At 68.3% G+C, this 20,908-nt stretch carries 17 protein-coding genes and 6 tRNA genes; 19 read left to right on the top strand and 4 right to left on the bottom strand.

The window, feature by feature from the left end:
* Window positions 1-373: 373 nt before the first annotated feature.
* A complete protein-coding gene (locus AR539_RS10470) occupies window positions 374-1,852 on the top strand; it encodes a DUF222 domain-containing protein (protein WP_066435856.1) in 1,479 nt (492 codons plus the stop codon).
* Window positions 1,853-1,916: 64 nt separating this feature from the next.
* Here AR539_RS10470 and AR539_RS10465 read toward each other — a convergent pair whose 3' ends face one another.
* Together AR539_RS10465 and AR539_RS10460 are read right to left on the bottom strand one after the other, a co-directional pair.
* A complete protein-coding gene (locus AR539_RS10465) occupies window positions 1,917-2,765 on the bottom strand; it encodes a cytochrome (RefSeq protein WP_066435854.1) in 849 nt (282 codons plus the stop codon).
* Window positions 2,766-2,868: 103 nt separating this feature from the next.
* Window positions 2,869-2,943 (bottom strand) — tRNA-Val (locus tag AR539_RS10460).
* Between the two features lie 417 nt (window positions 2,944-3,360).
* Here AR539_RS10460 and AR539_RS10455 point away from each other — a divergent pair.
* From AR539_RS10455 to AR539_RS10430, 6 genes are all read left to right on the top strand, one after another.
* Window positions 3,361-3,433: transfer RNA gene (locus AR539_RS10455), tRNA-Gly, on the top strand.
* Between the two features lie 45 nt (window positions 3,434-3,478).
* Window positions 3,479-3,549: transfer RNA gene (locus AR539_RS10450), tRNA-Cys, on the top strand.
* A 39-nt stretch (window positions 3,550-3,588) separates the two neighbouring features.
* Window positions 3,589-3,660, top strand: a tRNA-Val gene (locus tag AR539_RS10445).
* A 58-nt stretch (window positions 3,661-3,718) separates the two neighbouring features.
* Window positions 3,719-3,791 (top strand) — tRNA-Gly (locus AR539_RS10440).
* A 38-nt stretch (window positions 3,792-3,829) separates the two neighbouring features.
* A tRNA-Val gene (locus tag AR539_RS10435) sits at window positions 3,830-3,904 on the top strand.
* Window positions 3,905-4,127: 223 nt separating this feature from the next.
* Window positions 4,128-4,397 (top strand): antitoxin, encoded by a 270-nt coding sequence (locus AR539_RS10430; RefSeq protein ID WP_066435850.1) that lies wholly within the window; start codon window positions 4,128-4,130, stop codon window positions 4,395-4,397.
* 156 nt (window positions 4,398-4,553) lie between these two features.
* Here the strand turns inward: AR539_RS10430 and zapE are convergent, their stop codons facing one another.
* Window positions 4,554-5,591 carry a cell division protein ZapE gene (zapE, locus tag AR539_RS10425; protein WP_066435847.1) on the bottom strand — a complete coding sequence of 346 codons (1,038 nt, stop codon included), beginning with the start codon at window positions 5,589-5,591 and terminating at the stop codon, window positions 4,554-4,556.
* 233 nt (window positions 5,592-5,824) lie between these two features.
* Between zapE and AR539_RS10420 the strand changes: the two genes are divergently transcribed.
* From AR539_RS10420 to ybaK, 3 genes are read left to right on the top strand one after another with little or no spacing between them, the layout of a single operon-like run.
* Window positions 5,825-6,742 (top strand): sulfurtransferase, encoded by a 918-nt coding sequence (locus tag AR539_RS10420; RefSeq protein WP_066435845.1) that lies wholly within the window; start codon window positions 5,825-5,827, stop codon window positions 6,740-6,742.
* A 21-nt stretch (window positions 6,743-6,763) separates the two neighbouring features.
* Window positions 6,764-7,222, top strand: coding sequence for a SufE family protein (locus tag AR539_RS10415; protein WP_066435841.1), 459 nt, complete (start codon window positions 6,764-6,766; stop codon window positions 7,220-7,222).
* 41 nt (window positions 7,223-7,263) lie between these two features.
* Window positions 7,264-7,761 carry a Cys-tRNA(Pro) deacylase gene (gene ybaK, locus AR539_RS10410; RefSeq protein ID WP_066435839.1) on the top strand — a complete coding sequence of 166 codons (498 nt, stop codon included), beginning with the start codon at window positions 7,264-7,266 and terminating at the stop codon, window positions 7,759-7,761.
* A gap of 88 nt (window positions 7,762-7,849) precedes the next feature.
* On the opposite strand, the gene AR539_RS10405 is transcribed toward ybaK, so the two are convergent.
* The gene (locus tag AR539_RS10405) at window positions 7,850-9,211 is read right to left on the bottom strand and encodes an alpha/beta hydrolase family protein (protein WP_082699294.1); all 1,362 of its coding nucleotides are present in this window, start codon (window positions 9,209-9,211) and stop codon (window positions 7,850-7,852) included.
* A 159-nt stretch (window positions 9,212-9,370) separates the two neighbouring features.
* On the opposite strand from AR539_RS10405, the gene AR539_RS10400 reads away from it, so the two are divergent.
* From AR539_RS10400 to AR539_RS10360, 9 genes are all read left to right on the top strand, one after another.
* Window positions 9,371-9,859 carry a hypothetical protein gene (locus AR539_RS10400; protein ID WP_066435836.1) on the top strand — a complete coding sequence of 163 codons (489 nt, stop codon included), beginning with the start codon at window positions 9,371-9,373 and terminating at the stop codon, window positions 9,857-9,859.
* A gap of 14 nt (window positions 9,860-9,873) precedes the next feature.
* Window positions 9,874-10,401 carry a peptide-methionine (R)-S-oxide reductase MsrB gene (gene msrB / locus AR539_RS10395; RefSeq protein ID WP_231728563.1) on the top strand — a complete coding sequence of 176 codons (528 nt, stop codon included), beginning with the start codon at window positions 9,874-9,876 and terminating at the stop codon, window positions 10,399-10,401.
* 196 nt (window positions 10,402-10,597) lie between these two features.
* Window positions 10,598-11,995 carry a DUF6421 family protein gene (locus AR539_RS10390; protein WP_066435833.1) on the top strand — a complete coding sequence of 466 codons (1,398 nt, stop codon included), beginning with the start codon at window positions 10,598-10,600 and terminating at the stop codon, window positions 11,993-11,995.
* The gene (locus tag AR539_RS10385) at window positions 11,992-12,804 is read left to right on the top strand and encodes an SDR family oxidoreductase (protein WP_066435832.1); all 813 of its coding nucleotides are present in this window, start codon (window positions 11,992-11,994) and stop codon (window positions 12,802-12,804) included. Before AR539_RS10390 ends, AR539_RS10385 begins: the two co-directional genes overlap by 4 nt.
* Before the next feature lie 153 nt (window positions 12,805-12,957).
* Window positions 12,958-14,046, top strand: a complete 1,089-nt coding sequence (locus AR539_RS10380) for a threonine aldolase family protein (protein WP_066436471.1) — start codon at window positions 12,958-12,960, stop codon at window positions 14,044-14,046.
* Between the two features lie 69 nt (window positions 14,047-14,115).
* On the top strand, window positions 14,116-14,763 hold the full coding sequence (locus AR539_RS10375) for a DUF3000 domain-containing protein (protein ID WP_066435829.1): 648 nt from the start codon (window positions 14,116-14,118) through the stop codon (window positions 14,761-14,763).
* 86 nt (window positions 14,764-14,849) lie between these two features.
* Window positions 14,850-16,232, top strand: a complete 1,383-nt coding sequence (locus AR539_RS10370) for an HRDC domain-containing protein (RefSeq protein ID WP_066435827.1) — start codon at window positions 14,850-14,852, stop codon at window positions 16,230-16,232.
* 288 nt (window positions 16,233-16,520) lie between these two features.
* The gene (locus AR539_RS10365) at window positions 16,521-17,738 is read left to right on the top strand and encodes a thiolase family protein (protein ID WP_066436468.1); all 1,218 of its coding nucleotides are present in this window, start codon (window positions 16,521-16,523) and stop codon (window positions 17,736-17,738) included.
* Complete coding sequence (locus tag AR539_RS10360) at window positions 17,735-19,900, top strand: 3-hydroxyacyl-CoA dehydrogenase NAD-binding domain-containing protein (RefSeq protein ID WP_066435824.1); 2,166 nt, start codon at window positions 17,735-17,737, stop codon at window positions 19,898-19,900. The genes AR539_RS10365 and AR539_RS10360 overlap by 4 nt, the downstream gene beginning before the upstream one ends.
* Window positions 19,901-20,908: the final 1,008 nt, after the last annotated feature.

The raw sequence follows: 20,908 nt of genomic DNA, 5'->3' as shown, positions 1-20,908 counted from the left end.
TTAGTTGCAGTCCGGGGCCTGTCCCCACGGCGTTCGCGAAGCCGCCCCGGGACGGGGCTATTGGGCCCGTGGGCGGCGCTGGTTGTTGGCGTGCTGCATGCGCTTCGCCGGGGTGACACTGGGTCCATATTTCTGCCGGGGATGGTCAGGAGGCTACGGGAAATGGTCGGGGCTATTTTGTCGTAGCCCGTTGGTAATTTATGTCCATGAAAGCCGTCCGGGATTTCATCACCGTTGAGGGCCCAAGCCGGGGCAAGGTTCCGGCTGGGGACTCCGGTGCGGGCGGCGTGCCCTTTGGAGTCGCTGGGGTCGGAGCCCGGGGACGGTTCGCGGGGCCGCGAAGAATGTCAGTGGTCTCTGGTGGGATGGTTCCATGAAAGCCACCGAGGATTTCATCACCGTTGAGGACCCGGGCAGGGACATTGTTCCGGTCGGGGGCTCCGATGCGGACCGTGTTGCGGGATTCGACGGCGGGGACGCTCCGGGCGGTTCTGGTCGCCTTGATAGTGCCTTGGCGTTGCTGCGGGACTTGTCTTCAACGGCGGCCGGGGACTCCGCGTTGTGGGGGTTCCAGGAGGCGTCTGACATCGCCGGCCGGGTGGAGGAGGCATCTCGGCACATCGAGTACCTGCAGATCGCCGCGGCTGGTGCCGTGGACCGGACCAGGAAACAGGCCGCAGCCGCCGCAGCGAAGGCCAATACCTCGTGGACCACCGGCTGGCGCGACGACACCGGCACCGCGCCGATACCCGTCATGACGGATACTGCTTCCGGTACAGCGGCCGGCTGGCGCGACGATTCGAGCTACGGGACACCGGCGGCGGGCAAGGCCCGGGGTGCCGTGGAGGCGGGCGTGGCGGGTACCGCTGCCGCTACGACGACGGCTGTTGAGGCTGCTGCGGTGGTGGATGACGGGTACCGGAACACCACAGAGTTCTTGCGGGGCCGGTTGCGGATCAGCGCCGCGGAGGCCCGCCGCCGGCTGGCCCTGTCCGAGAGTCTGTTGCCGCGGCAGGGGTTCACGGGTGAGGCGTTGCCTGCGGTGCGCGGGGAACTCGGTGCCGCCGTCGCGTCCGGGGAAGTCGGCTCCCGATCCGCGACCATCATCACCCTGGCCCTGGACCGGGTCCGGCATACGTGCGCTCCGGAGGCCGCGGACCGGATGGAGCACGCCCTGACCCGTATCGCAGCCGAAAACGACCCGGACTTCCTGGCCCGGGTGGCCCGAAAATGGGTTGACGCACTCGATCAGGACGGGGCCGAACCGTCCGAGGAACTCCTCCGCCAACTCCAAGGCGCCTTCATCCGCAAACCCCGCCACGGCCTGCACCACCTGGAGATCTTCGCGACTCCCGAACAGTTCGAACACCTCGTCACCGTCATGAACACCGGCACCAACCCCCGCGCCACCGGCACGGGAGCCGATGCCGCGGACGAAAGCGCCGGTGACGGTGTCCCGCTCGACCTCCGCACCCGTCCGCAACGACTCCTCGACGGCCTCGTCGGCGGCTGCAAAGCCGCGCTGGCCTCCGGAGGGCTGCCCGCGACCGGAGGGCTCCGGCCCCAGGTCATGGTCACCATCGACTACCAGGACCTCCTGGTCCGCCTCGGTGACGCGGACCAGTCCGGTCATCCGGCCCCGGCGACCGGGACCCTGCTCTTCACCGGGCCCGTGACCGCCTCCACGGTCCGGAAAATCGCCTGCGACGCTGACATCATCCCGGTCCTTCTCGGCGGAACCGGCCGGATCCTCGACATCGGCCGCACCTCCCGGATCTTCCCGCCCCACATCCGCATGCCAGTCGACAACGACCCGCCACCACTCACACCACACCCCGGAGGCACACCATGAGCGGCCCCCGGAACCACAACCCAGGAGCCGCTCATCTCTGCCTATTGACAACCCGACCTACATATCAGCGGGCGAGCGGCGGCGGTGCCAGCGGGAGGAGCGCCGGTCCGGCGGCCGTGGTGTCGGCCGACATTTCCCAGACGCGCCGCAGGGCGCAGAACTTCCACCAGTGATGCTTCAGGACGTTCGGGTTGGCGCGCTGCGGGCGGACTTCTGTCTGGCCGATCGCAACCGCCAGCAGGATCGGGGAATCGCCGTGTTGCCAGGCTTCCCATTCCCCTGCAACCGGGTCCACCAGGCTCTCCTCGGCCTTCATGCCGGCCACGAGCTGCATGACCACTTTGTCATCCAGCGGTTTGACCGTGCCGTCGCGGCTGGTGCCCTTCGTCTTGTAGTCAATGAGGCACGTCCGGCCGTTGATCTTGGCCACCAAGTCGAGAGTCCCGGCGTAGCCGACAGTCTTGTTCCAGACCGTTATTTCCGGCGCGAGCGGCTCCACCTGGAAGAGTTCCCACCACTCGTCGAAGCGGGCGGCGAAGGCTTCCTCTCCGTTAGCGGCCAAGGCCTCGCGGGTTTCCTTCATCTGATGCGGCCGCCCCAAGGCCCGCAGGGCAACCTGCTCGCAGTAGTTGTGCACACGGTCCCCACGCTGTGCTGCCTCGTCGCGGTAGGACTCTGCCGCCTTGGCCGCGCGGCTCACTGCCTGGCGCACCTTGGCCGGACTGCCCAGAATCCCCGGCAAAGTGGGGTCCTGGGCGAGGCTGTTCGCACCCATGTATCCAAACCAGCCGTCCAGGCCGTGCGGCTGCTGGCCGATCACGGTGGTGATGGACGGCACGGAGAACTGCTCCGAGGTGGAGCGGGCGTACATCCGGCCGTAGTCCGTGGCGTGGGCAAGAAGTGGGGCGGTCATGGCAAAACTCTTTCACGGGGCACTGACAGTGAGGCAAGCAGCGTTCCTGCTGCACTAACAACAATGGTCCGCCCCGCTTGGAGAGCGGAACGGACCATTTCATTGGTGGGCGATACTGGGTTCGAACCAGTGACCTCTTCGGTGTGAACGAAGCGCGCTACCACTGCGCCAATCGCCCCAATGCCATTGAATGCTAGCCCACCCTGGCGGAATAAAGAAATCGGGGCGCCAGCGCCGCCTTGGACCTTTACCGGCGCACCCTCCGCACCTGTAACGGTGAGCGCCGAGCCAACACGATCCGGTCATCCGGAACCGGAGTAGTGGAACCACCAGGATCCCGGTCAGCCCGGCGAAACGCGCAGCTTGCACCGACACCCACCCCACATAGCAATGCGCCCAGGACGCTCCGCCGCCCCGAAAGCGCCAGCTAATTACAGGGCTGTAATTAGTCAAAACCCCTAGAACTCAAGGATGCAGCGGCCCCGGGGCCCGCCGCCGTCGTCCCGATTTGTAAGTTCCCTGAACCTCCTATAGAGTTCTTACTCGTTGGAACGCGAGGAAATGCCGATTGCGGCGCGGAATTGCTGACAATAATGCGGACGTAGCTCAGCTGGTAGAGCACCACCTTGCCAAGGTGGATGTCGCGAGTTCGAATCTCGTCGTCCGCTCGCAGGACACTGTCACGGTAAGGTTCTTCGGAATCCTATCTACACGGTGGGTTGGCCGAGAGGCGAGGCAGCGGCCTGCAAAGCCGTATACACGGGTTCGAATCCCGTACCCACCTCGGTGAAAACCCTGGTTTCCGGTTCCGACCGGTTGCAAGGGGCGATTGGCGCAGCGGTAGCGCGCTTCCCTGACACGGAAGAGGTCACTGGTTCGATCCCAGTATCGCCCACTAGAGCAAGGCAACTTGCTTGATGCAGTTCCACCGGCCCGGCCGGTATGGACTAAATGCGGACGTAGCTCAGCTGGTAGAGCACCACCTTGCCAAGGTGGATGTCGCGAGTTCGAATCTCGTCGTCCGCTCTCTTCATTACAACTCCACTCCGGATCCTTCCGGTTGCGGGCGATTGGCGCAGCGGTAGCGCGCTTCCCTGACACGGAAGAGGTCACTGGTTCGATCCCAGTATCGCCCACCAAGAGAGCAGCTCCCCCGGAGCTGCTTTTTTCGTATCCAGGGGGCATTGAATTACCTGACTGGCCACATCAATGGCAATCGCCCCGACCTGGGGACCTTATGCCCTGTTGCATCCGGCCGGTGCCTTTTACCCTCTGGGCGGACACCCTTGGCACCCCCGCAACCTCCCGCTAGGGTAGAAATCGCTAGGAGCGATCTGGCTCCGCGACCGAAGGGAGGTGCCCGTGGGTTTACTTGACGATCTAAAGGGCAAGGCTCAGCAAGTTATTGGTGGCAACGAACAAGCCATCAAGGACGGCATCGAAAAGGCGGGTGATTTCGTCGATTCCAAGACCGGCGGAAAGCACGCCGACAAGATCGATGCTGTGCAGCGCGGCGCTTCCGACTTCGTGGACAAGCAGAACAACCGGCCCACTTCGGACCCGGTTGTAGAGCAGCCTCCCGTCGCCGGTCAGCCGCCCGTTGCCGGGGAACCCCGCCAGCCAGGCCTCTGACCCAGATCTGTCAGCGAAGTGCCGGTCCCGCCGAGAGGCGGCGCCGGCACTTCCGGCGTTTAACGAACAAACGCGGGGTCACTTGCGGACCGTCCGGAACATCAGGACGGGCTGCAGGTGACCCCGCGTTGCTTTTAGAGCGGTGGGGTTAGAGGCCTAGGACGGTTCGTGGTTCTGGCCTTCGCGGGCCAGGGCGGTGAGCCTCGAAACGGCGCGGAAGTACTTCTTCATATATCCGCCGGTCATCATTTCCTCGGTAAACAGCTGGTCGAACGGCACCCCGCTGGCAAGGATCGGGACGTCCTTGTCGTAGAGCCGGTCCGCCAGCACCACGAACCGCAGAGCGACGGCCTGCTCGGAAATGGTGTGGACGTTCTTCCAGACCACTCCTTCAATTCCGTCAAGCAACTGGCGGTAGCGGCTGGGGTGGACGCCCGCCAGGTGGTCGATCAGCGTGCTGAACTCATCGCGCGCCACCGTCTTGCCATGGAACTCCGTCTGCATCCGGTGCGTCAGCTGCTCGTTGGGCAGCGGCTCCGGCGCGGCGGGCAGTCCACGGTGGCGGAAGTCCTCGCCGTCGATGCGGACGACGTCGAACTGGTCCGCCAGCACCTGGATTTCGCGGGCGAAGTCAACGGCGGCAAACCGGCCGTCGCCCAGGGAACCCGGCAACGTGTTGGACGTGGCCGCGAGCTTGACGCCGGCGTCGGCCAGTTCGCGCATCAGCCGGGACATGAGCACGGTGTCGCCCGGATCATCAAGCTCGAACTCGTCAATGCAGACCAGTTTGTAGTTGCTCAGGGCATCGACCGTTTTGCGGAAGGACAGTGCCCCCACCAGGTTGGTGTATTCCACGAAGGTGCCAAAGGCCTTGGGGCCGGGAGCTGCGTGCCAGAGTGAGGCGAGCAGGTGGGTCTTGCCGACACCGAACCCGCCGTCGAGGTAGATCCCCGCCCGGGATTCGTCCTTCTTGCCGAAGAGACGCTTGAAGAGGCCGTCGCCGTCGCGCGCTCCCACGTTGGCGGCGAAACCCTCCAGCGCCTTGACGGCGGCAGCCTGGCTGGGCTGGGAAGGATCCGGCCGGTAGCTGGAAAACGACACCTCACCGAAGCGCGGCGAGGGATAAAAACCGTTGAGGAGTTCATCCACTGAAACTGCCGGGGTGCGGGCGGCGAGCTGTTCGATCTGTACCAAGGTGGTCCGTTCTGCTGGTCTCTTGTCCCCAGAAAGAATACCGGCAATGCGCGCACTGCCCGTGTGGCGGCGTGGAACGGGACGGCGCCACGTGACGAAGGCCATATTTCCGAGTGTGAATGCAGTGGAGCAATACCGGCATGGCGTGGCTAGTGTTGGAGGAAGCCCGGCGCCGCGTTCGATTCCTTTTTGATGGCCCGGCCTCCTGACCGTTTCAGTGAAAGGCCACTCCAATGCCCTATCCCGTTGAGCAGAACGAGAAGTTCGCCGCCTACGCCCACCCCGAACGGCTGGTCTCCACCGAGTGGCTGGCCGCCGCGATCGAGTCCGGGGCGCTGCAGGACGGCAAGCTCGTGGTGGTGGAGTCGGACGAGGACGTGCTGCTGTACGAGACCGGCCACATTCCGGGCGCTGTGAAGATCGACTGGCACACGGACCTGAACGACGAGGTCACGCGCGACTACGTCGACGGCGCGGCGTTCGCCACGCTCGCCGCCGCCAAGGGCATCTCCCGGGACAGCACCGTGGTCATCTACGGCGACAAGTCCAACTGGTGGGCAGCCTACGCCCTCTGGGTGTTCACCCTGTTCGGCCACGAGGATGTCCGGCTGCTCGACGGCGGCCGGGACAAGTGGATCGCCGAAGGCCGCGCCCTGACGACCGACAAGCCCGCCATCACTCCCGGCGAGTACCCCGTCGTCGAGCGCAACGACGCCCCGATCCGCGCCTTCAAGGAAGACGTGCTGGCGCACTTCGGCAAGCCGCTCATCGACGTCCGCTCCACCGAGGAATACACCGGCCAGCGCACCCACATGCCCGCCTACCCCGAGGAAGGCGCCCTGCGCGGCGGCCACATCCCCACCGCCGCGTCCATCCCCTGGGCCCGCGCGGCAGCAGAGGACGGTACCTACCGGAGCCGCGCCGAGCTCGAGGCCCTGTACCTCGGCGAAGCCGGGCTCACGGAAGGCGACGACGTGGTGGCTTATTGCCGGATCGGCGAGCGGTCCAGCCACACGTGGTTCGCGCTGAAGTACCTGCTGGGCTTCGACTCGGTCCGAAATTACGACGGCTCCTGGACCGAGTGGGGCAACGCGGTCCGCGTCCCCATCGCCAAGGGCACCGAGCGCGGCACGGCGCCTGCCCACCGGTAGGCCGGGCGTAAGCTGGAACCGATGAATACTTCTGCACTCCCCACTGCCCTGTCGCAAATTGTTGACGACTTCCAGGCCGTCACCGAACCCGAACGGCTCCAGCTGCTGCTCGAGTTCTCGCGCGAGCTCCCGGACCCGCCGGAGCGCCTGGCGGACCACCCCGAGCTGATGGAGCAGGTGGTGGAATGCCAGTCGCCGCTGTTCCTCACCATTGAGACGGAAAAGTCCGACGGCGGCCCAGCGGACAGCGTGCGGCTCTTCTTCAAGGCCCCGCCCGAGGCACCCACCACGCGCGGCTTCGCCGGGGTGCTGCACGAGGGTCTCGACGGGCTGAGCCCGGCCGAGATCCTTGCCGTCCCCGATGACATGCCGGAGCTGCTGGGCCTCACCCGGGCCATCACCCCGCTCCGGATGCGCGGGATGACGGCGATGCTGGGCCGGATCAAGCGCAAGGTCGCCGCCCTCCCACAGCAGTCCTGACCGGACCGCCCGCGCAGGCACCCTAACCAGCGGAGAAGCCCATGGCACGCAAGCAGGCATCACAGGGAACCCCGGCCACCGCCGCACTGGCGGCCGCCGGGGTTCCCTTCACTGTCCACCCCTACAGCCACGACCCGGCAGCCGCCAGCTACGGGCTGGAAGCGGCGGAGGTGCTGGGCATCGATCCGGCCCGGGTGTTCAAGACACTGATGGTCGACGTCGACGGCCGGCTCGCCGTCGGCGTCGTCCCGGTGAGCGGCAACCTGGACCTCAAGGCCATGGCGGCCGCACTCGGCGGGAAGAAGGCGGCCATGGCCGACCCGGCCGCGGCGGAACGGCGCACGGGCTACGTGCTGGGCGGCATCTCGCCGCTGGGCCAGCGGCAGCCCTCCCCCACCGTCCTCGACAACAGCGCCCTGGACCTGGACACCATCCTGGTCTCCGGCGGGCGGCGCGGCCTGGATATCGAACTCGACCCGACAGAACTCATCCGCCTCACCGGGGCCCGCACGGCACGGATCGGCACCGGCCGGGACTGAACGGGACTGAACGGGACTCCACGGGGCTACCTGGCGCATCGAGTGTGCAGCACGCGGCAATGTTCTTGAGAAACACTGCCGCGAAGTGTCAACTCGGCGGCGCCTGGGCCTCGGGATAGGGCTGCGCGTCCGGACTGGGCTCCGCCAGGGGATCGTGCTGGCCGGGGTTCGACCGGGGTGCGAGCTGCTGCCCCAGCCACGCCGTGACCAGCCGCTCCCAGCGCTCCGGATCCACGTTCCACTCCTTCGTGTGCCGGGCACGGTCAAAGGTCTCGAAGGTGACCATCTCCGGGTTCTTCTCGGCCAGGGCAGCAGACGGGCCGTAGGGCACGTATTCGTCGTCGACACTGTGGATGATCAGCGTGGGGGTCCGCAGTTCCACCGCACGGGACACCCAGTCCATCGCCTTGAGGTCCACCGGAGCCGCGAGGCCGGTCAGCCGGCGGCCCAGCTTGTGGCTCATCATCAGCTGCCCGTACCTGCCCACCGCCGACGGGATCCGGTTGAGCTCGGCGTGGTGGGCCAGCACATTCACCCAGTTGATGACCGGCGCGTCCAGCACCATGGCCCGGATCAGGGGGTGGTAGCGGGACAGGTCAGCGGTCTGGAGGCAGATCGCGCCGCCCATGGACCAGCCGAACAGCACCACCTCACGGGCCCCGTTCGCCAGCGCGAACGTGATGGCCGCCTCGACATCGCGCCACTCCGTGGAGCCCAGGCCGTAGCGCCCGTCCTGCGCGGAGGGCGCCAGCCCGTCGTTGCGGTACGTGATCAGCAGGCTGGACATGCCCAGTTCCCGGGCGGTCCGCACCGCCCGCAGGCACTCCTGCCGGCTCGCGCCGCGGCCGTGCACCATGATCGCCCAGACGCCGGACTCCTGCGGAGCCCGGACCAGCCATGCCGGCGCGGTCCCGCCGTCGACGTCTATGTCCACGTCCTCCGCGGGCAGGCCTATGCCGGCCGGGTCGGGGTACGCGGCGCCGCTCCAGTAACCCCGGCGGGCCGTGCTGAGGTCGCCGCTGTAGACGGCTTCGACTTCGCGCTGGACCGTCCGCTCTGCCGGTGAATAGGACACAATCCGGCCGATGCGGGCGTGGCCTCGGCCGCCGTCGAAGAACAGCCCGTAGACACCCTCCACGGTGGCGTCGGGCGTTGCCGCGAGGATCACCTGCAGACCGCCGTCGCGCCGGATCACCGCGAGCACTTCCTGGTCCTCCTCCCGGACGCGCGCGGGAGTGATCACGCGCCGGGCGAAATACAGGGCAAGGGCGGAGGAGCCTGCGGCGAGCACGCCGGCCGCCGCGCTGCCGCCGATCACGCCGGCCAGGGCCCACTTGGCGGAGCCCGGAACGGACACGTCAGGCGCGGGGCCCGCGACGGCGCGGGCGGCCTTGCGGCGGACAGCAGCAGTCCGCTGCGGGCCTGGCAAGAGGGGTGAGGATGAAGCCATGGCACCATTCTTACCGAACTGCCCGCCCAACACGGCATCCCGGCGCGGCGGGTGGCCACCGGTCCGGCGCGCCAGCAGGGCAGCCGGCCCTGCAGCGGCGCCGCGCAGCGGGCTGCGCCAATCCGTGCGGGCACCCCGGAGCGAGACTAGGCTGGGGTCATGAGTGAACCAATCGTCATTTTGACAGAAGAGCCCCTCGGCGCAGATGACCGTGTCAACATCGAAAGACTGCTGGCCGGAGGTGACGCCCCGCTGGTGGTCCTGGTTCCGGCCAGCACGGAGCGGCACCTGCTGGTGGATTTTTTGGAGAACCTGTCCCTGCTGGAAATCTCCAAGGCCTTCCGCGAACTGACATCCCATCCCGATCCCGCCGGGGAACGCGCTGAAGCGGCCGAGACCCTGGCAGCCTCCCTCGCGGCACTGGCCGGGCTCGGCAGCGGCGTGACCGGCGAAATCGTCGAGGGCGAGGCCGTCGACAGCATGGTCGCCAAAGTCCGGGAACTGGGCGCCGGGCAGGCCGTGGTGATCACCCGCCCGCACGCCGTCGCGGACACCTTCCACACCGACTGGGCCACCAAGGCCCAGGACAAGCTGGGCCTGCCGGTGCTGCATCTGTACGCCGGATCGGGATTTATCGGGGACTCCTGAGCGTTATTCAGGCTATGAGCATCTTTAGCAACAAGCCCAAGACCCCTTCCGTCGCCGTGCCCGGGGGCTCCACCGCCGGCGCGCCCGGACAGTCCGGGGCCGCGACCGGTGATCAGGCGTCCGGGGAGAAGACCTTGGAGAAGACCGACGCGCAGTGGCGCCAGGAGCTCTCGCCCGAGGAGTACCGGGTGCTGCGCCAGGCCGGGACCGAGCGGCCGTACACCGGAGAGTACTGGGACACCCACACCGCGGGCGTCTACCAGTGCCGGGCATGCGGCACCGAGCTGTTCACCAGCAAGGAGAAGTTCGATTCGCACTGCGGCTGGCCCTCCTTCTGGGCCCCGCTCGCCGAGGGCACGGTCCGGTACATCCACGACCGCACCCTCGGCATGGACCGCGTCGAGGTCCGCTGCGCCACCTGCGACTCCCACCTCGGCCACGTGTTCGAGGGGGAGGGCTACGGCACCCCCACCGACCAGCGCTACTGCATCAATTCGGTCTCCTTGAAGCTGGTCACGGACGACGGCGGCGCCGGACAGTAGTCCTCCCCGGCAGGAGTTTCCTGCAATGGCCCGCCAGCAACCAGGCAACTGGAGCTGGCGGGCCTTGCGCAGCACGTTAGCCACAGTCTTTCTTATGCTCGGGCATATTTTGCATTAGGGATCCTGACTCCTTGCTACGCTCGAAGAAGACGCTGAAGAGCGACGCTTCCAGCACATAGAAAGGCGCCTGCTGACGATGACCACCACCGCTATCACCACCACTGCCCCGATCTCCGCGAGCTCCCCGGAGTGGCTGCAGCTCAAGGCCGCCGCCGCGGCCCTGCAGCAGCTCCAGGTCAAGGACGGTTCCGTCCCGGAGGCGGCCGATCATGCTGCGGCCGCCGGTCATGTCCGCACTATCACGGCTGCCATCTCAGCCCTCGCTCCGGCGCTGCCGCACGACGCCGAGTACCTCTCCCTGCTCGTGGCGGACTTCGGTCGCTGGGCCGACGGCGGCTTCGGCGTGCCGGACTTCCTCGACTCCCTGCAGGCGTTCCAGCCGCAGCAGCACCGGGTCAATGGCCTGCAGCACCTCGTGGTCTTCCCGATGTACACCCAGAATGGCAGCAGCAACCGCCTGGTCGAGGCCGTGCTGATCGAGGTCATCTGGCCCGAGTTCATCGAGGGGCTGGAGTCGGGCGAATACTCCAACAGGCTCTTTGTGCCCATCCGCTTCCTGGACTTCACTCCGGGCTACGACACCAACTCCGCGGTGCTTTTCCCGGAGACCGTGGCCGTCCGCGAAACCCCCACCTTTACGTGGGGCGCCATCTTCGCCGACCGCGAGGCCGCCCGTTTCCGCCGCGTCCTGCGCGCCGCCGCGGACATCACGTCGCTGCAGCTCCCCGAGGACGCCGCTGCGCTCCTTGAGGACCAGGAACTGGCCGAGGAAACCTTCGTGATGTGGGACCTCATCCACGACCGCACCCACATGCGCGGGGACCTGCCCTTCGATCCCTTTATGATCAAGCAGCGCATGCCGTTCTTCCTGTACTCGCTGGAGGAACTCCGCTGCGACCTCACGGCATTCCGCGAATCCGTGAAGATCGAAAAGGACGAGGAAGCCGACCCGGAGGCCCGCCGGCACGCCAAGCTGGTGCAGTACGCCGTCATCTTCGACCGGATCTTCCGCTTCGCCATCACCGGCAGCCGCGTCCGCAATTACGACGGGCTTGGCGGCCAGCTGCTCTTCGCGTGGATGCACCAGCACCACGTCCTGCACTGGACTGACAGCAAGCTCAGCATCGACTGGGACGAGGTGGCCGACGTCGTGGTTGAACTCGGTGCCAGGATCGAGGAGCTGTACTGGCGTTCGATCGACCGCCCCAAGATGGCGCACTGGCTGGCCGCCTACGAGCTCATCTCCGGAACGGTCACGCCCAACCCGGCCTCCGTCTGGGCCAAGGGTCCGGACGCGCTGCCCCTGGCCGGCCCGCCGCGCGGCCTCACCGACCAGGTGCTCGACGACGAGTTCCCGCTGTCCATGTTCTACGAGGCACTTGAGAAGAAGATGCGTCCCGTCATTGAATCCACGGCCGGCATCACCGGCACAACGGACATGGGCGCTGGCAGCACGGCCATGAACGCCGGATGAGTACCGGACGTCCCCTGAACGTGCTGGTCACGGGCGGCAGCGGCCCTTCCGGGATCGCCGCCGCCCGCGCCCTGCGCCACGCCGGGCACACCGTCTTCACTGTCGGCTCGGACAAGGACCGGATCGAGGCCGCCGCTGCAGAAGCCGGCGACGGCGTCACGCCCCTGGTGTGCGACCTCGCCGACCTCGCCGAGGTGCGGGCGCTGCACAGCATTGTCCATGCCAGGCTGGACGGCACCGGCTCGGCCGTCGACGGCGTCATCCACCTGGTGGGCGGCTGGCGCGGCGCCAAGGGCATTCCGGACCAAAGCGACGAGGACTGGGAGTTCCTGGAACGCGGCGCCATCACCACGGTGCGGAACGTCACCCGGGTCTTCTACGCGGACCTGGCGGCCTCGGAGGCAGGGCGTTTCGCCATGGTTTCCTCCACCGCCGTGGACAAGCCGACGGCGGGCGGGGCCAGTTACGTCGCCGCCAAGGCCGCCGCCGAAGCCTGGACGCTGGCCGTCGCCGACGGCTTCCGCCGCGACCAGTCGGGGGCCGCAACGGGTACCGGGGCGGGAACCGCGGAGCAGCCAATGCGGCCCGAACAACACAGCCGTCCCGAACAACACAGCCGTTCCGAACAACACAGCGCCGCGGTGATCTTTGTGGTGAAGGCGCTGGTGGACCCGGCCATGCGGGCGAAGTCGCCGGAACGCAAATTCCCGGGCTTCACCGACGTGGAGGACCTGGCCGCTGCCGCCGTCGGGCTGTTCACTACCCCCGCAGCGGAACTGAACGGCCGGCGGATGCCGCTGGGCAGTTGACGTAGCCCAGGGCCCTCGGCCCTGACCCGAAGCGCCGGCCCCAAGCACTGGTCCCACGCACTGGCCCGGCCCCGCCCCCGATACCGGCACCGCACCACGCCGGGCTTAGCTGTGGGGCCGGGACCTCCTTAGACTGAAAGTGTGAGCAAATCCATGACAAGCACAGTTGAAACTGCCCCCGCCGGAACCACGGCGCGGCTCCATGACCCTTCCGTCCGCGGCTTCGCCTCGGACAACTACTCAGGCGTCCACCCGGAGGTGCTGGCAGCCCTGGCCGCGGCCAACGAGGGCCACCAGGTCTCCTACGGCGAGGACGACTACACCGCCCGGCTGCAGCAGCTGATGGAGGAGCACTTCGGCGAAGGCATCGAATGCTTCCCGGTCTTCAACGGCACCGGCGCCAACGTGCTCTCGCTGCAGTCCCTGCTGCCCCGCTGGGGCGCCGTGGTGTGCGCCTCCACCGCGCACATCAACATGGACGAGAACGGCGCCCCGGAGCGGATCGGCGGCATCAAGCTGCTCCAGGTCCCCACGGAGGACGGCAAGCTCACCCCCGAGCTGATCGACAGGGAGGCCTGGGGCTGGGGAGATGAGCACCGCGCCCAGCCGCTGGCCGTCTCCATCACCCAGACCACCGAACTGGGCACCTGCTACACACCCGAGGAAGTCCGGGCCATCGCGGAGCATGTCCATGCCAAGGGCATGAAGCTGCACATGGACGGCGCCCGGCTGGCCAACGCCGCCGCGCATCTGAACGTGCCGCTGCGGGCCTTCACCCGCGACGCCGGTGTGGACATCCTGTCCTTCGGCGGCACCAAGAACGGCCTGCTCTTCGGCGAGGTCGTCATCGCCCTGAACCCCTCCGCGGCCCAGGGGCTGGTGTACCTGCGCAAGATGAACATGCAGCTGGCCTCCAAGATGCGGTTCATGTCCGCCCAGTTCATCGCCCTCTTGGAAGGCGACCTGTGGCTGCGTTCGGCAGCGCATGCCAACGCCATGGCGTCCCGCCTGCGCGCCGGCGTCGAATCCATCCCCGGGATCGAACTGAGCCAGAAGACCGAGTCCAACGGCGTGTTCGCCATCCTTCCGGCCGGGGTGGCCGACCGGCTGCGGCAGTCCTTCCGCTTCTACGACTGGAACGAGGCGGCCCGCGAGGTCCGCTGGATGTGCTCCTTCGACACCACCGAGGATGATGTTGATTCCTTCATCGCGGCCATCAAGCGCGAGCTCGCGGCCGGCTGATCCGTCGACGGCGTCCCCGGCCCGGCGGCGAGCCTGCCGGTCCGGGGGCTGCCCCGTGCATAATCTTCCATTGTGAACGCACTCGATCAGGTTCCGGCAGATTTCCTTTTTGCCTTGGGGACCCTGCGGCAGGCACGGACCCGCAGTGAGCTGCGCCTCGAGGAGATTCCGGCTCCGGCACGGCTGGCACCGTTCGCCGTCGCCCTCGGGGCCGAGGTTGTGGCCCCCGGCGAGCCGGCTTCCGGCGCCGTCCACGGCCCCGCCGCCGCAGCCCTGGCCCGCGCGTCCGGCGGCGACGACGTCGAACTGGCCACCGGCCGCTTCATCCTGCTGCATGATCCGGACGGCTCGGCCGTCTGGGAGGGCGAGTTCCGGATTGTCACCTACATCCGCGCGCAGCTGGAACCGGAAATGGGCAACGACCAGATGCTCGGCTCAGTGGCGTGGACCTGGCTGGTGGAGGCCCTGCAGGACCATGCCGCCCCCTACCGTTCGGCCGGCGGCACGGCCACCCGGGTCCTGTCCGAAAGCTTCGGGACCCTCTCCGACCGGCCCGACTCCATCGACATTGAGCTCCGGGCGTCCTGGACTCCGGCCACCCCGGACATCACCTCGCACCTTGAAGCCTGGTCGGACATGGTGTGCACCTTCGCCGGCCTTCCGCCGCTGCCCGACGGCGTCACTCCCCTGCCGCGCTGGCGCCGCGGGAAGGCCTGAGCCGGGCCCGGTGTGCGGAACCTCCCGGGCCCGTTTTGGCCATTGCGCGGCCCGGAACACCGTGTTGTCGCTAAACTGAAGTCATCATGAGCCCTCATATTCCGGAAATCGCCACCGCGGGCGCGGCCGCCACCACAGTGCCAACCACGCCGGAGGCCGCTGACACCACCGCCCACATCGCAGTGGACGGGTTCGACAGCCTGGTCCCTGAGGTGATCGACCTCGACGCCCCGCGCGACGGTGTGCCGCTCGTCATTGAAACCCAGTCCGGCCTGGAACGCTGCGCCGCGGCCCTCGCCGCGGGGCACGGACCCGCCGGCGTCGACGCCGAGCGCGCCTCCGGCTTCCGGTACGGCCAGCGGGCGTTCCTGGTCCAGATCCGCCGTGAAGGATCCGGCACCTGGCTGATCGACCCCGAGCCCTTCGGCAACCTGGCCATCATCAACGACGCCCTGCGCGGGGTGGAATGGATCCTGCACGCAGCCAGCCAGGACCTGCCGTGCCTGTCCGAACTCGGCATGTGGCCGGACAAACTCTTCGACACCGAACTGGCGGCCCGGCTTGCCGGCCTTCCGCGGGTGGGCCTCGCCGCCGTCATCGAACAGCTCCTAGGCTTCGGCCTCGCCAAGGAACATTCCGCGGCGGACTGGTCCACCCGGCCCCTGCCGGAGCCCTGGCTGCGGTACGCCGCGCTCGACGTCGAGGTCCTCACCGAGCTGCGTGAGGAGCTCATTGAACTCCTCGTTGCCGACGGCAAGCTGGACTTCGCGGAGCAGGAGTTCGCTGCCCTCCTCGAGGCCGGGCAGGCGCCGCCGCGCGTCGACCCGTGGCGCAAGACCTCGGGTCTGCACCAGATCCGCGACCGGCGCCAGCTGGCTGCGGTCCGCGAGCTGTGGCTGGAGCGGGACTCGCTGGCGCAGAAGCGCGACGTCGCGCCCGGCCGGCTGATCCCTGATTCCGCTCTGGTGGCCGCCGCCAAGGCCATGCCCACCACCGTGCCGCAGCTGCTGGGCACCAAGGGTTTCCACGGCCGCGCCGCCCAGCGCGAGGCGCCCCGCTGGCTGCGGTGCATCAGCACCGCCCGTGCCCTTGAGGACCTCCCGCCCCTCCACCTGCCCACCAACGCTCCCCCGCCGCCGCGCGTCTGGGCGGACCGGGACCCGGAGGCCGCAGGCCGGCTGGCCACCGCGCGGCCGCTTCTGCAGGCCAAAGCGGAGGAACTCAACATGCCGGTCGAGAACCTGCTGACACCCGACTACCTCCGCCGCGTCGCCTGGCGGCCGCCGGCCGAGATCAGCGAGGAGGGTATTGCGGAGGAACTGGCCAATTTGGGTGCCCGCCAGTGGCAGATAGAGCTCGCCGCTCCCCTGATCGCCGAGGCCTTCCGGAACCCCCAGCCGCTGCCTGCCAAGGAAACGAAGGCGGCGCCCGCCGCGCCTGCCGGCCCGGCGGGCGATACGTCGCACTAGCGGCCCGGCAGGGCTTTTCCCCGGCGCCCGTTTCCTTCCGCGACGCGGCCGCGCTGTTCTTCTGATCACTCCTTGCCAGCTATGTTACCGGCGAGTAACATGTTGTCTGATGTCGCCCGGATCCGTGCTGCCCGGCGCTCTTGCGCCCGGACAGCACGGCCCCGGCACCCATGTCTCGATGAGGAGTACGACGTGAGCCAGCAGCCGAGTAGCGGAAATCCCAGTGGCGGGACCACCAGCCGCACCGAATCCCGCAGCGCGGGTCCCCGCACCGCAAGTCCCCGCGCCGTGCGCGAGGTCGTCTTCGTAGACGGCGTCCGCACGCCGTTCGGCCGCGCCGGCGAGAAGGGCATTTACGCGGGAACGCGCGCCGACGACCTCGTGGTCAAGTGCATCCGCGAACTGATGCGCCGCAACCCGTCGCTGCCCGCCGAAAGGATCGACGAGGTGGCCATCGCTGCCACCACCCAGAGCGGGGACCAGGGCCTCACCATCGGCCGTACCGCCGCCCTGCTGGCCGGGCTGCCGCGGACCGTTCCCGGCTTCGCGATCGACCGGATGTGCGCCGGCGCCATGACCGCCGTGACCACGACGGCGAGCGGCATCGGCTTCGGCGCCTACGACGTCGTTATCGCCGGCGGCGTGGAGCACATGGGCAACCACCCCATGGGAGCCGGCGCGGACCCGAACCCGCGTTTTATGTCCGAACGGATCGTTGACCCGGCCGCCCTCAACATGGGCAACACCGCCGAGAACCTGCACGACCGCTTCCCGGCCATCACCAAGGACCGCACGGACGCCTACGCCGTGGCCTCGCAGGACAAGCTGGCAGCCGCCTACGCCAAGGACCAGATCCAGCCGGACCTGGTGCCTGTCGCCACCATGAAACCGGGCCAGGGCTGGACGGTGAACACGGTGGACGAGCCGCCGCGCCCGGGTACCTCGGTCGAGGACCTCGCCGGTCTCAAGACCCCCTTCCGGGCCCACGGACGGGTCACGGCCGGCAACGCCGCCGGCCTCAACGACGGCGCCACCGCGGCGCTGCTGGCCTCCGCCGACGCCGCCGAGGAACTCGGCCTGCCGGTCAAGATGCGCCTGGTCAGCTACGCGTTCGCCGGCGTCGAGCCCGAGGTCATGGGCATCGGCCCGGTCCCGGCCACCGAAAAGGCCCTCGCAAACGCAGGGCTCGGCATCGACGACATCGGCCTCTTCGAGATCAACGAGGCCTTCGCCGTGCAGGTCCTCAGCTTCCTGGACCACTTCGGCATCGCCGACGACGACCCCCGGGTGAACCGCTACGGCGGGGCGATCGCCGTCGGACACCCGCTCGCGTCCTCCGGCGTGCGCCTGATGAACCAGCTGGCCCGCCAGTTCGAGGAGGACCCCAGTGTCCGCTACGGCATGACCACCATGTGCATCGGCCTGGGCATGGGCGCCACCGTCATCTGGGAAAACCCGCACCACGCCGACTACACCACCACCACCGAGACTGGAGCCGCAGCATGAGCGCCGCCGATTTCCACAAACTTGCCGAACTGTTTCCGACTGAAACGGTGACCCACTCGTACGTCCAGGACATCCAGCTGCCCGCCGTCAACGGCACCAGTCCGGGCACGTTCGCCCTGGTCACGCTGGACAACGGCCTGGACCACTCCAAACCGACCACACTGGGCCCCAACACCCTGATCGAGCTCGGCACGGTGCTCGAGGGCCTGCGGGACCGCGCGGCGCGCGGCGAGATCGTTGGCGTCGGCGTCACCGGCAAGCCGTACTTCCTGGTGGCCGGCGCGGACCTGTCCACGGTGAAGTCGGTCAGCGGCCGCGAACAGGGCCTCTGGATGGCCCAGCTCGGCCACGACGTGTACTCCACCCTGGCAAACCTGGGTGTGCCCAGCTTCGCGTTCATCAACGGCCTGGCCCTGGGCGGCGGCCTCGAGATCGCCCTGCAGTCCACGTACCGCACCGTCTCCACCGGCGCCGGGGCACTTGCCCTGCCGGAGGCCTTCATCGGGCTGGTCCCGGGCTGGGGCGGCGTCTACATCCTGCCGCGGCTGATCGGGCCCGAGAACGCCGTCAAGGTGATGATCGAGAACCCGCTGAGCAACAACCGCACCCTGACCGGCCCGCAGGCCTACGAACTCGGCGTCGCCGACGCCATGTTCGAGCCGGCCGACTTCGTGGAGCAGTCCGTCGCGTGGGCGTCCCGGGTGATCGCGGGCGCGGTCACCCCGGAGCGCGCCAACGCGGTCGACGCCGCCGCTGCGGACGTCGCCGAACGCTGGGCCGGAGCCGTCGCTGCGGGCCGTGCCTTCGTCGAGGCCAAGACCTCCAACGCCTCCCCCGCCCCGGCCAAGGTGCTGGACGTGATGGAGGCCAACCGGACCATGACGCAGGCCCAGTCCGCGGAGCTGGAATGCGAGACCCTCGCGGACCTTATGCAGACCGACGAATTCCGGTCCACCGTCTACGCCTTCCTGGACCTCGTCCAGCGCCGGTCCAAGCGCCCGGCCGGCGCCCCGGACCGCAAGCTCGCCCGGCCCGTGACCAAGATCGGCGTCGTGGGCGCCGGCCTGATGGCCAGTCAGCTGGCCCTCCTCTTCGCCCGCCAGCTCAAGGTCCCCGTGGTGATGACCGACATCGACGAGGCGCGCGTGGACAAGGGCGTGGGCTACGTGCACGCCGAGGTGGACAAGCTGCTGGCGAAGAAGCGGATCAGCGCCGACGCCGCCAACCGGACCAAGGCCCTGGTCAGCGGCTCGGTCTCCAAGGAAGCCTTCGCGGACGCCGACTTCGTGATCGAGGCCGTCTTTGAGGAGCTCAACGTCAAGAAGCAGGTGTTCAAGGAGGTCGAGGCGATCGTTTCGCCCGAGTGCATCCTCGCCACCAACACGTCCTCGCTGTCCGTGACTGCCATGGCCGCGGACCTGCAGAATCCCGAGCGGCTGGTGGGCTTCCACTTCTTCAACCCGGTGGCCGTGATGCCGCTGCTCGAAATCGTCCGGGCACCCAAGACAGACGACTCGGTGCTGGCCACCGCGTTCGAGCTCGCCAAGGGCCTCAAGAAGTCCGCCGTGCTGGTCAAGGACGCCCCCGCGTTTGTGGTGAACCGGCTCCTGCTGCGTCTTATGGGCGAAGTGACGGCGGCGTTCGATGAGGGCACCCCTGCGGAGGTGGCAGACAACGCGCTGCGTCCGATGGGCCTGCCGATGACGCCGTTCACGCTGGGCGCCATGGTGGGGCTGCCGGTGGCCCAGCACGTCCAGGAATCCCTGCACGCCGCCTTCGGCGACCGCTTCCCGGTATCTGCGAACCTGCAGGCCCTGATCGACAACGGCGTCAAGTCCATCTGGGATCCGGCGTCGGTCAAGGCCGGCCGCCCGGAGATCCCGGCCGAGACGCTGGCGCTGATGTCCTTCGGCAGCACGCCCTCCACCGGCGGGGAGGTGCTGCGCCGCACGCAGGACGCCCTGGCCGAAGAGATCGGCCTGATGCTCGAGGAGGGCGTCGTGGCCGGGCCGGAGGACATCGACCTGTGCATGATCCTCGGCGCGGGCTGGCCGATGTTCCTCGGCGGCATTACCCCCTACCTTGACCGGGTGGGGGCCTCCGAACGGGTCAACGGCAAGAAGTTTCTGGCCCCCGGGGTGGCGTCCGAACCTGCCGCCTGAGCGGGGCAATCAGTGCCCCCGCCCGCACTCCTGGCGAGTGCGGGCGGGGGCACTGCCGTGTCATGTTCCTCCGGTGCCGGCCGGCAGAACGTCGGCGCTCTGACGGAAATATCTGCGTGATGAGGGAAGCCAGACGAGCCCCGCAGCGGCCAGGCCACCGAGGACGGGCAGCCCCTGGGAAAAAATCGTCAGCAGGATCGCCGCCCCCGGCCCGCCCGCGGCCCAGGGGCTCCCCGCCGGTACGGCCGACACTTGGGTGACCGTCGCCAGCACTACAAGGACCAGCCCAGCGACGGGGACAACGGTGACAACAGGGCGGACGTACCGCCGTCCGCGCCGGACCCCCCGGGCGCAGGCGAGGTTCACCACAGCAACCACGGCAAGGGTCAGAAACAGTAGCAGCGCCGGAGTCGTATTGGCAGCCGAGCCGATACTCTCTCTCCAGGAGCAGGCCAAACGCTGCCTCCAGAGCGGCGACAATCCCGGAGACAACCAGGATCCAGGCCGCTGCCGTCACGGCGGAAGGCACGCGGCCGGATCCGGGCCCGGATCCGCCATCTTCCAGCCTGGCCGCACCACCGCGCGAGATGTACGCGTTCGCCGGCGGCAGCCACATCAGCACCGTGGCGGCGGCCGCGAGCAGAACGGCCGCCCCGGCGGGAGAGAGCAGCGCGTCCCGCCACGGCACCCCCACCGAGGGCATCCCGCCGTCGGACGCCGTGCCGCCCAGGTAAGAGGGGGTCGAAAACAGGGCCGGCAGGATCACCACATACGCCGACAGGAAGAGGCGTGCCAGCCTTCGGCCGCGCCCCAGGAGGCCGGCGAAGACGATGCAGCCCACGAACACAGCACCGCTGGCCAGGTAGAGCGCCAGCGTGGCGAGATACGTCTCCGGCCCCAGCATGCCGCCCATGACCATGACCAGCAGCAGCCGCACCAGCGACCAGAGGGTTCCGAGTACCCCGAGAACAAGCCAGATCGCAGACGAAATGAACAGGACAGCCGGAC

It is taken from the genome of Arthrobacter sp. EPSL27 (genome assembly GCF_001512305.1).
Taxonomy (GTDB): Bacteria; Actinomycetota; Actinomycetes; order Actinomycetales; family Micrococcaceae; genus Arthrobacter.
The sequence above is the reverse complement of the archived record's forward strand: the minus strand, read 5'-3'. Positions and strand labels throughout refer to the sequence as shown.

Coding starts and splice junctions, on each gene's coding strand:
- AR539_RS10470 (WP_066435856.1), top strand. CDS start 374: ATGAAAGCCACCGAGGATTTCATCACCGTTGAGGACCCGGGCAGGGAC.
- AR539_RS10465 (WP_066435854.1), bottom strand. CDS start 2,765: ATGACCGCCCCACTTCTTGCCCACGCCACGGACTACGGCCGGATGTAC.
- AR539_RS10420 (WP_066435845.1), top strand. CDS start 5,825: ATGCCCTATCCCGTTGAGCAGAACGAGAAGTTCGCCGCCTACGCCCAC.
- AR539_RS10415 (WP_066435841.1), top strand. CDS start 6,764: ATGAATACTTCTGCACTCCCCACTGCCCTGTCGCAAATTGTTGACGAC.
- ybaK (WP_066435839.1), top strand. CDS start 7,264: ATGGCACGCAAGCAGGCATCACAGGGAACCCCGGCCACCGCCGCACTG.
- AR539_RS10405 (WP_082699294.1), bottom strand. CDS start 9,211: ATGGCTTCATCCTCACCCCTCTTGCCAGGCCCGCAGCGGACTGCTGCT.
- AR539_RS10400 (WP_066435836.1), top strand. CDS start 9,371: ATGAGTGAACCAATCGTCATTTTGACAGAAGAGCCCCTCGGCGCAGAT.
- msrB (WP_231728563.1), top strand. CDS start 9,874: ATGAGCATCTTTAGCAACAAGCCCAAGACCCCTTCCGTCGCCGTGCCC.
- AR539_RS10390 (WP_066435833.1), top strand. CDS start 10,598: ATGACCACCACCGCTATCACCACCACTGCCCCGATCTCCGCGAGCTCC.
- AR539_RS10385 (WP_066435832.1), top strand. CDS start 11,992: ATGAGTACCGGACGTCCCCTGAACGTGCTGGTCACGGGCGGCAGCGGC.
- AR539_RS10380 (WP_066436471.1), top strand. CDS start 12,958: ATGACAAGCACAGTTGAAACTGCCCCCGCCGGAACCACGGCGCGGCTC.
- AR539_RS10370 (WP_066435827.1), top strand. CDS start 14,850: ATGAGCCCTCATATTCCGGAAATCGCCACCGCGGGCGCGGCCGCCACC.
- AR539_RS10360 (WP_066435824.1), top strand. CDS start 17,735: ATGAGCGCCGCCGATTTCCACAAACTTGCCGAACTGTTTCCGACTGAA.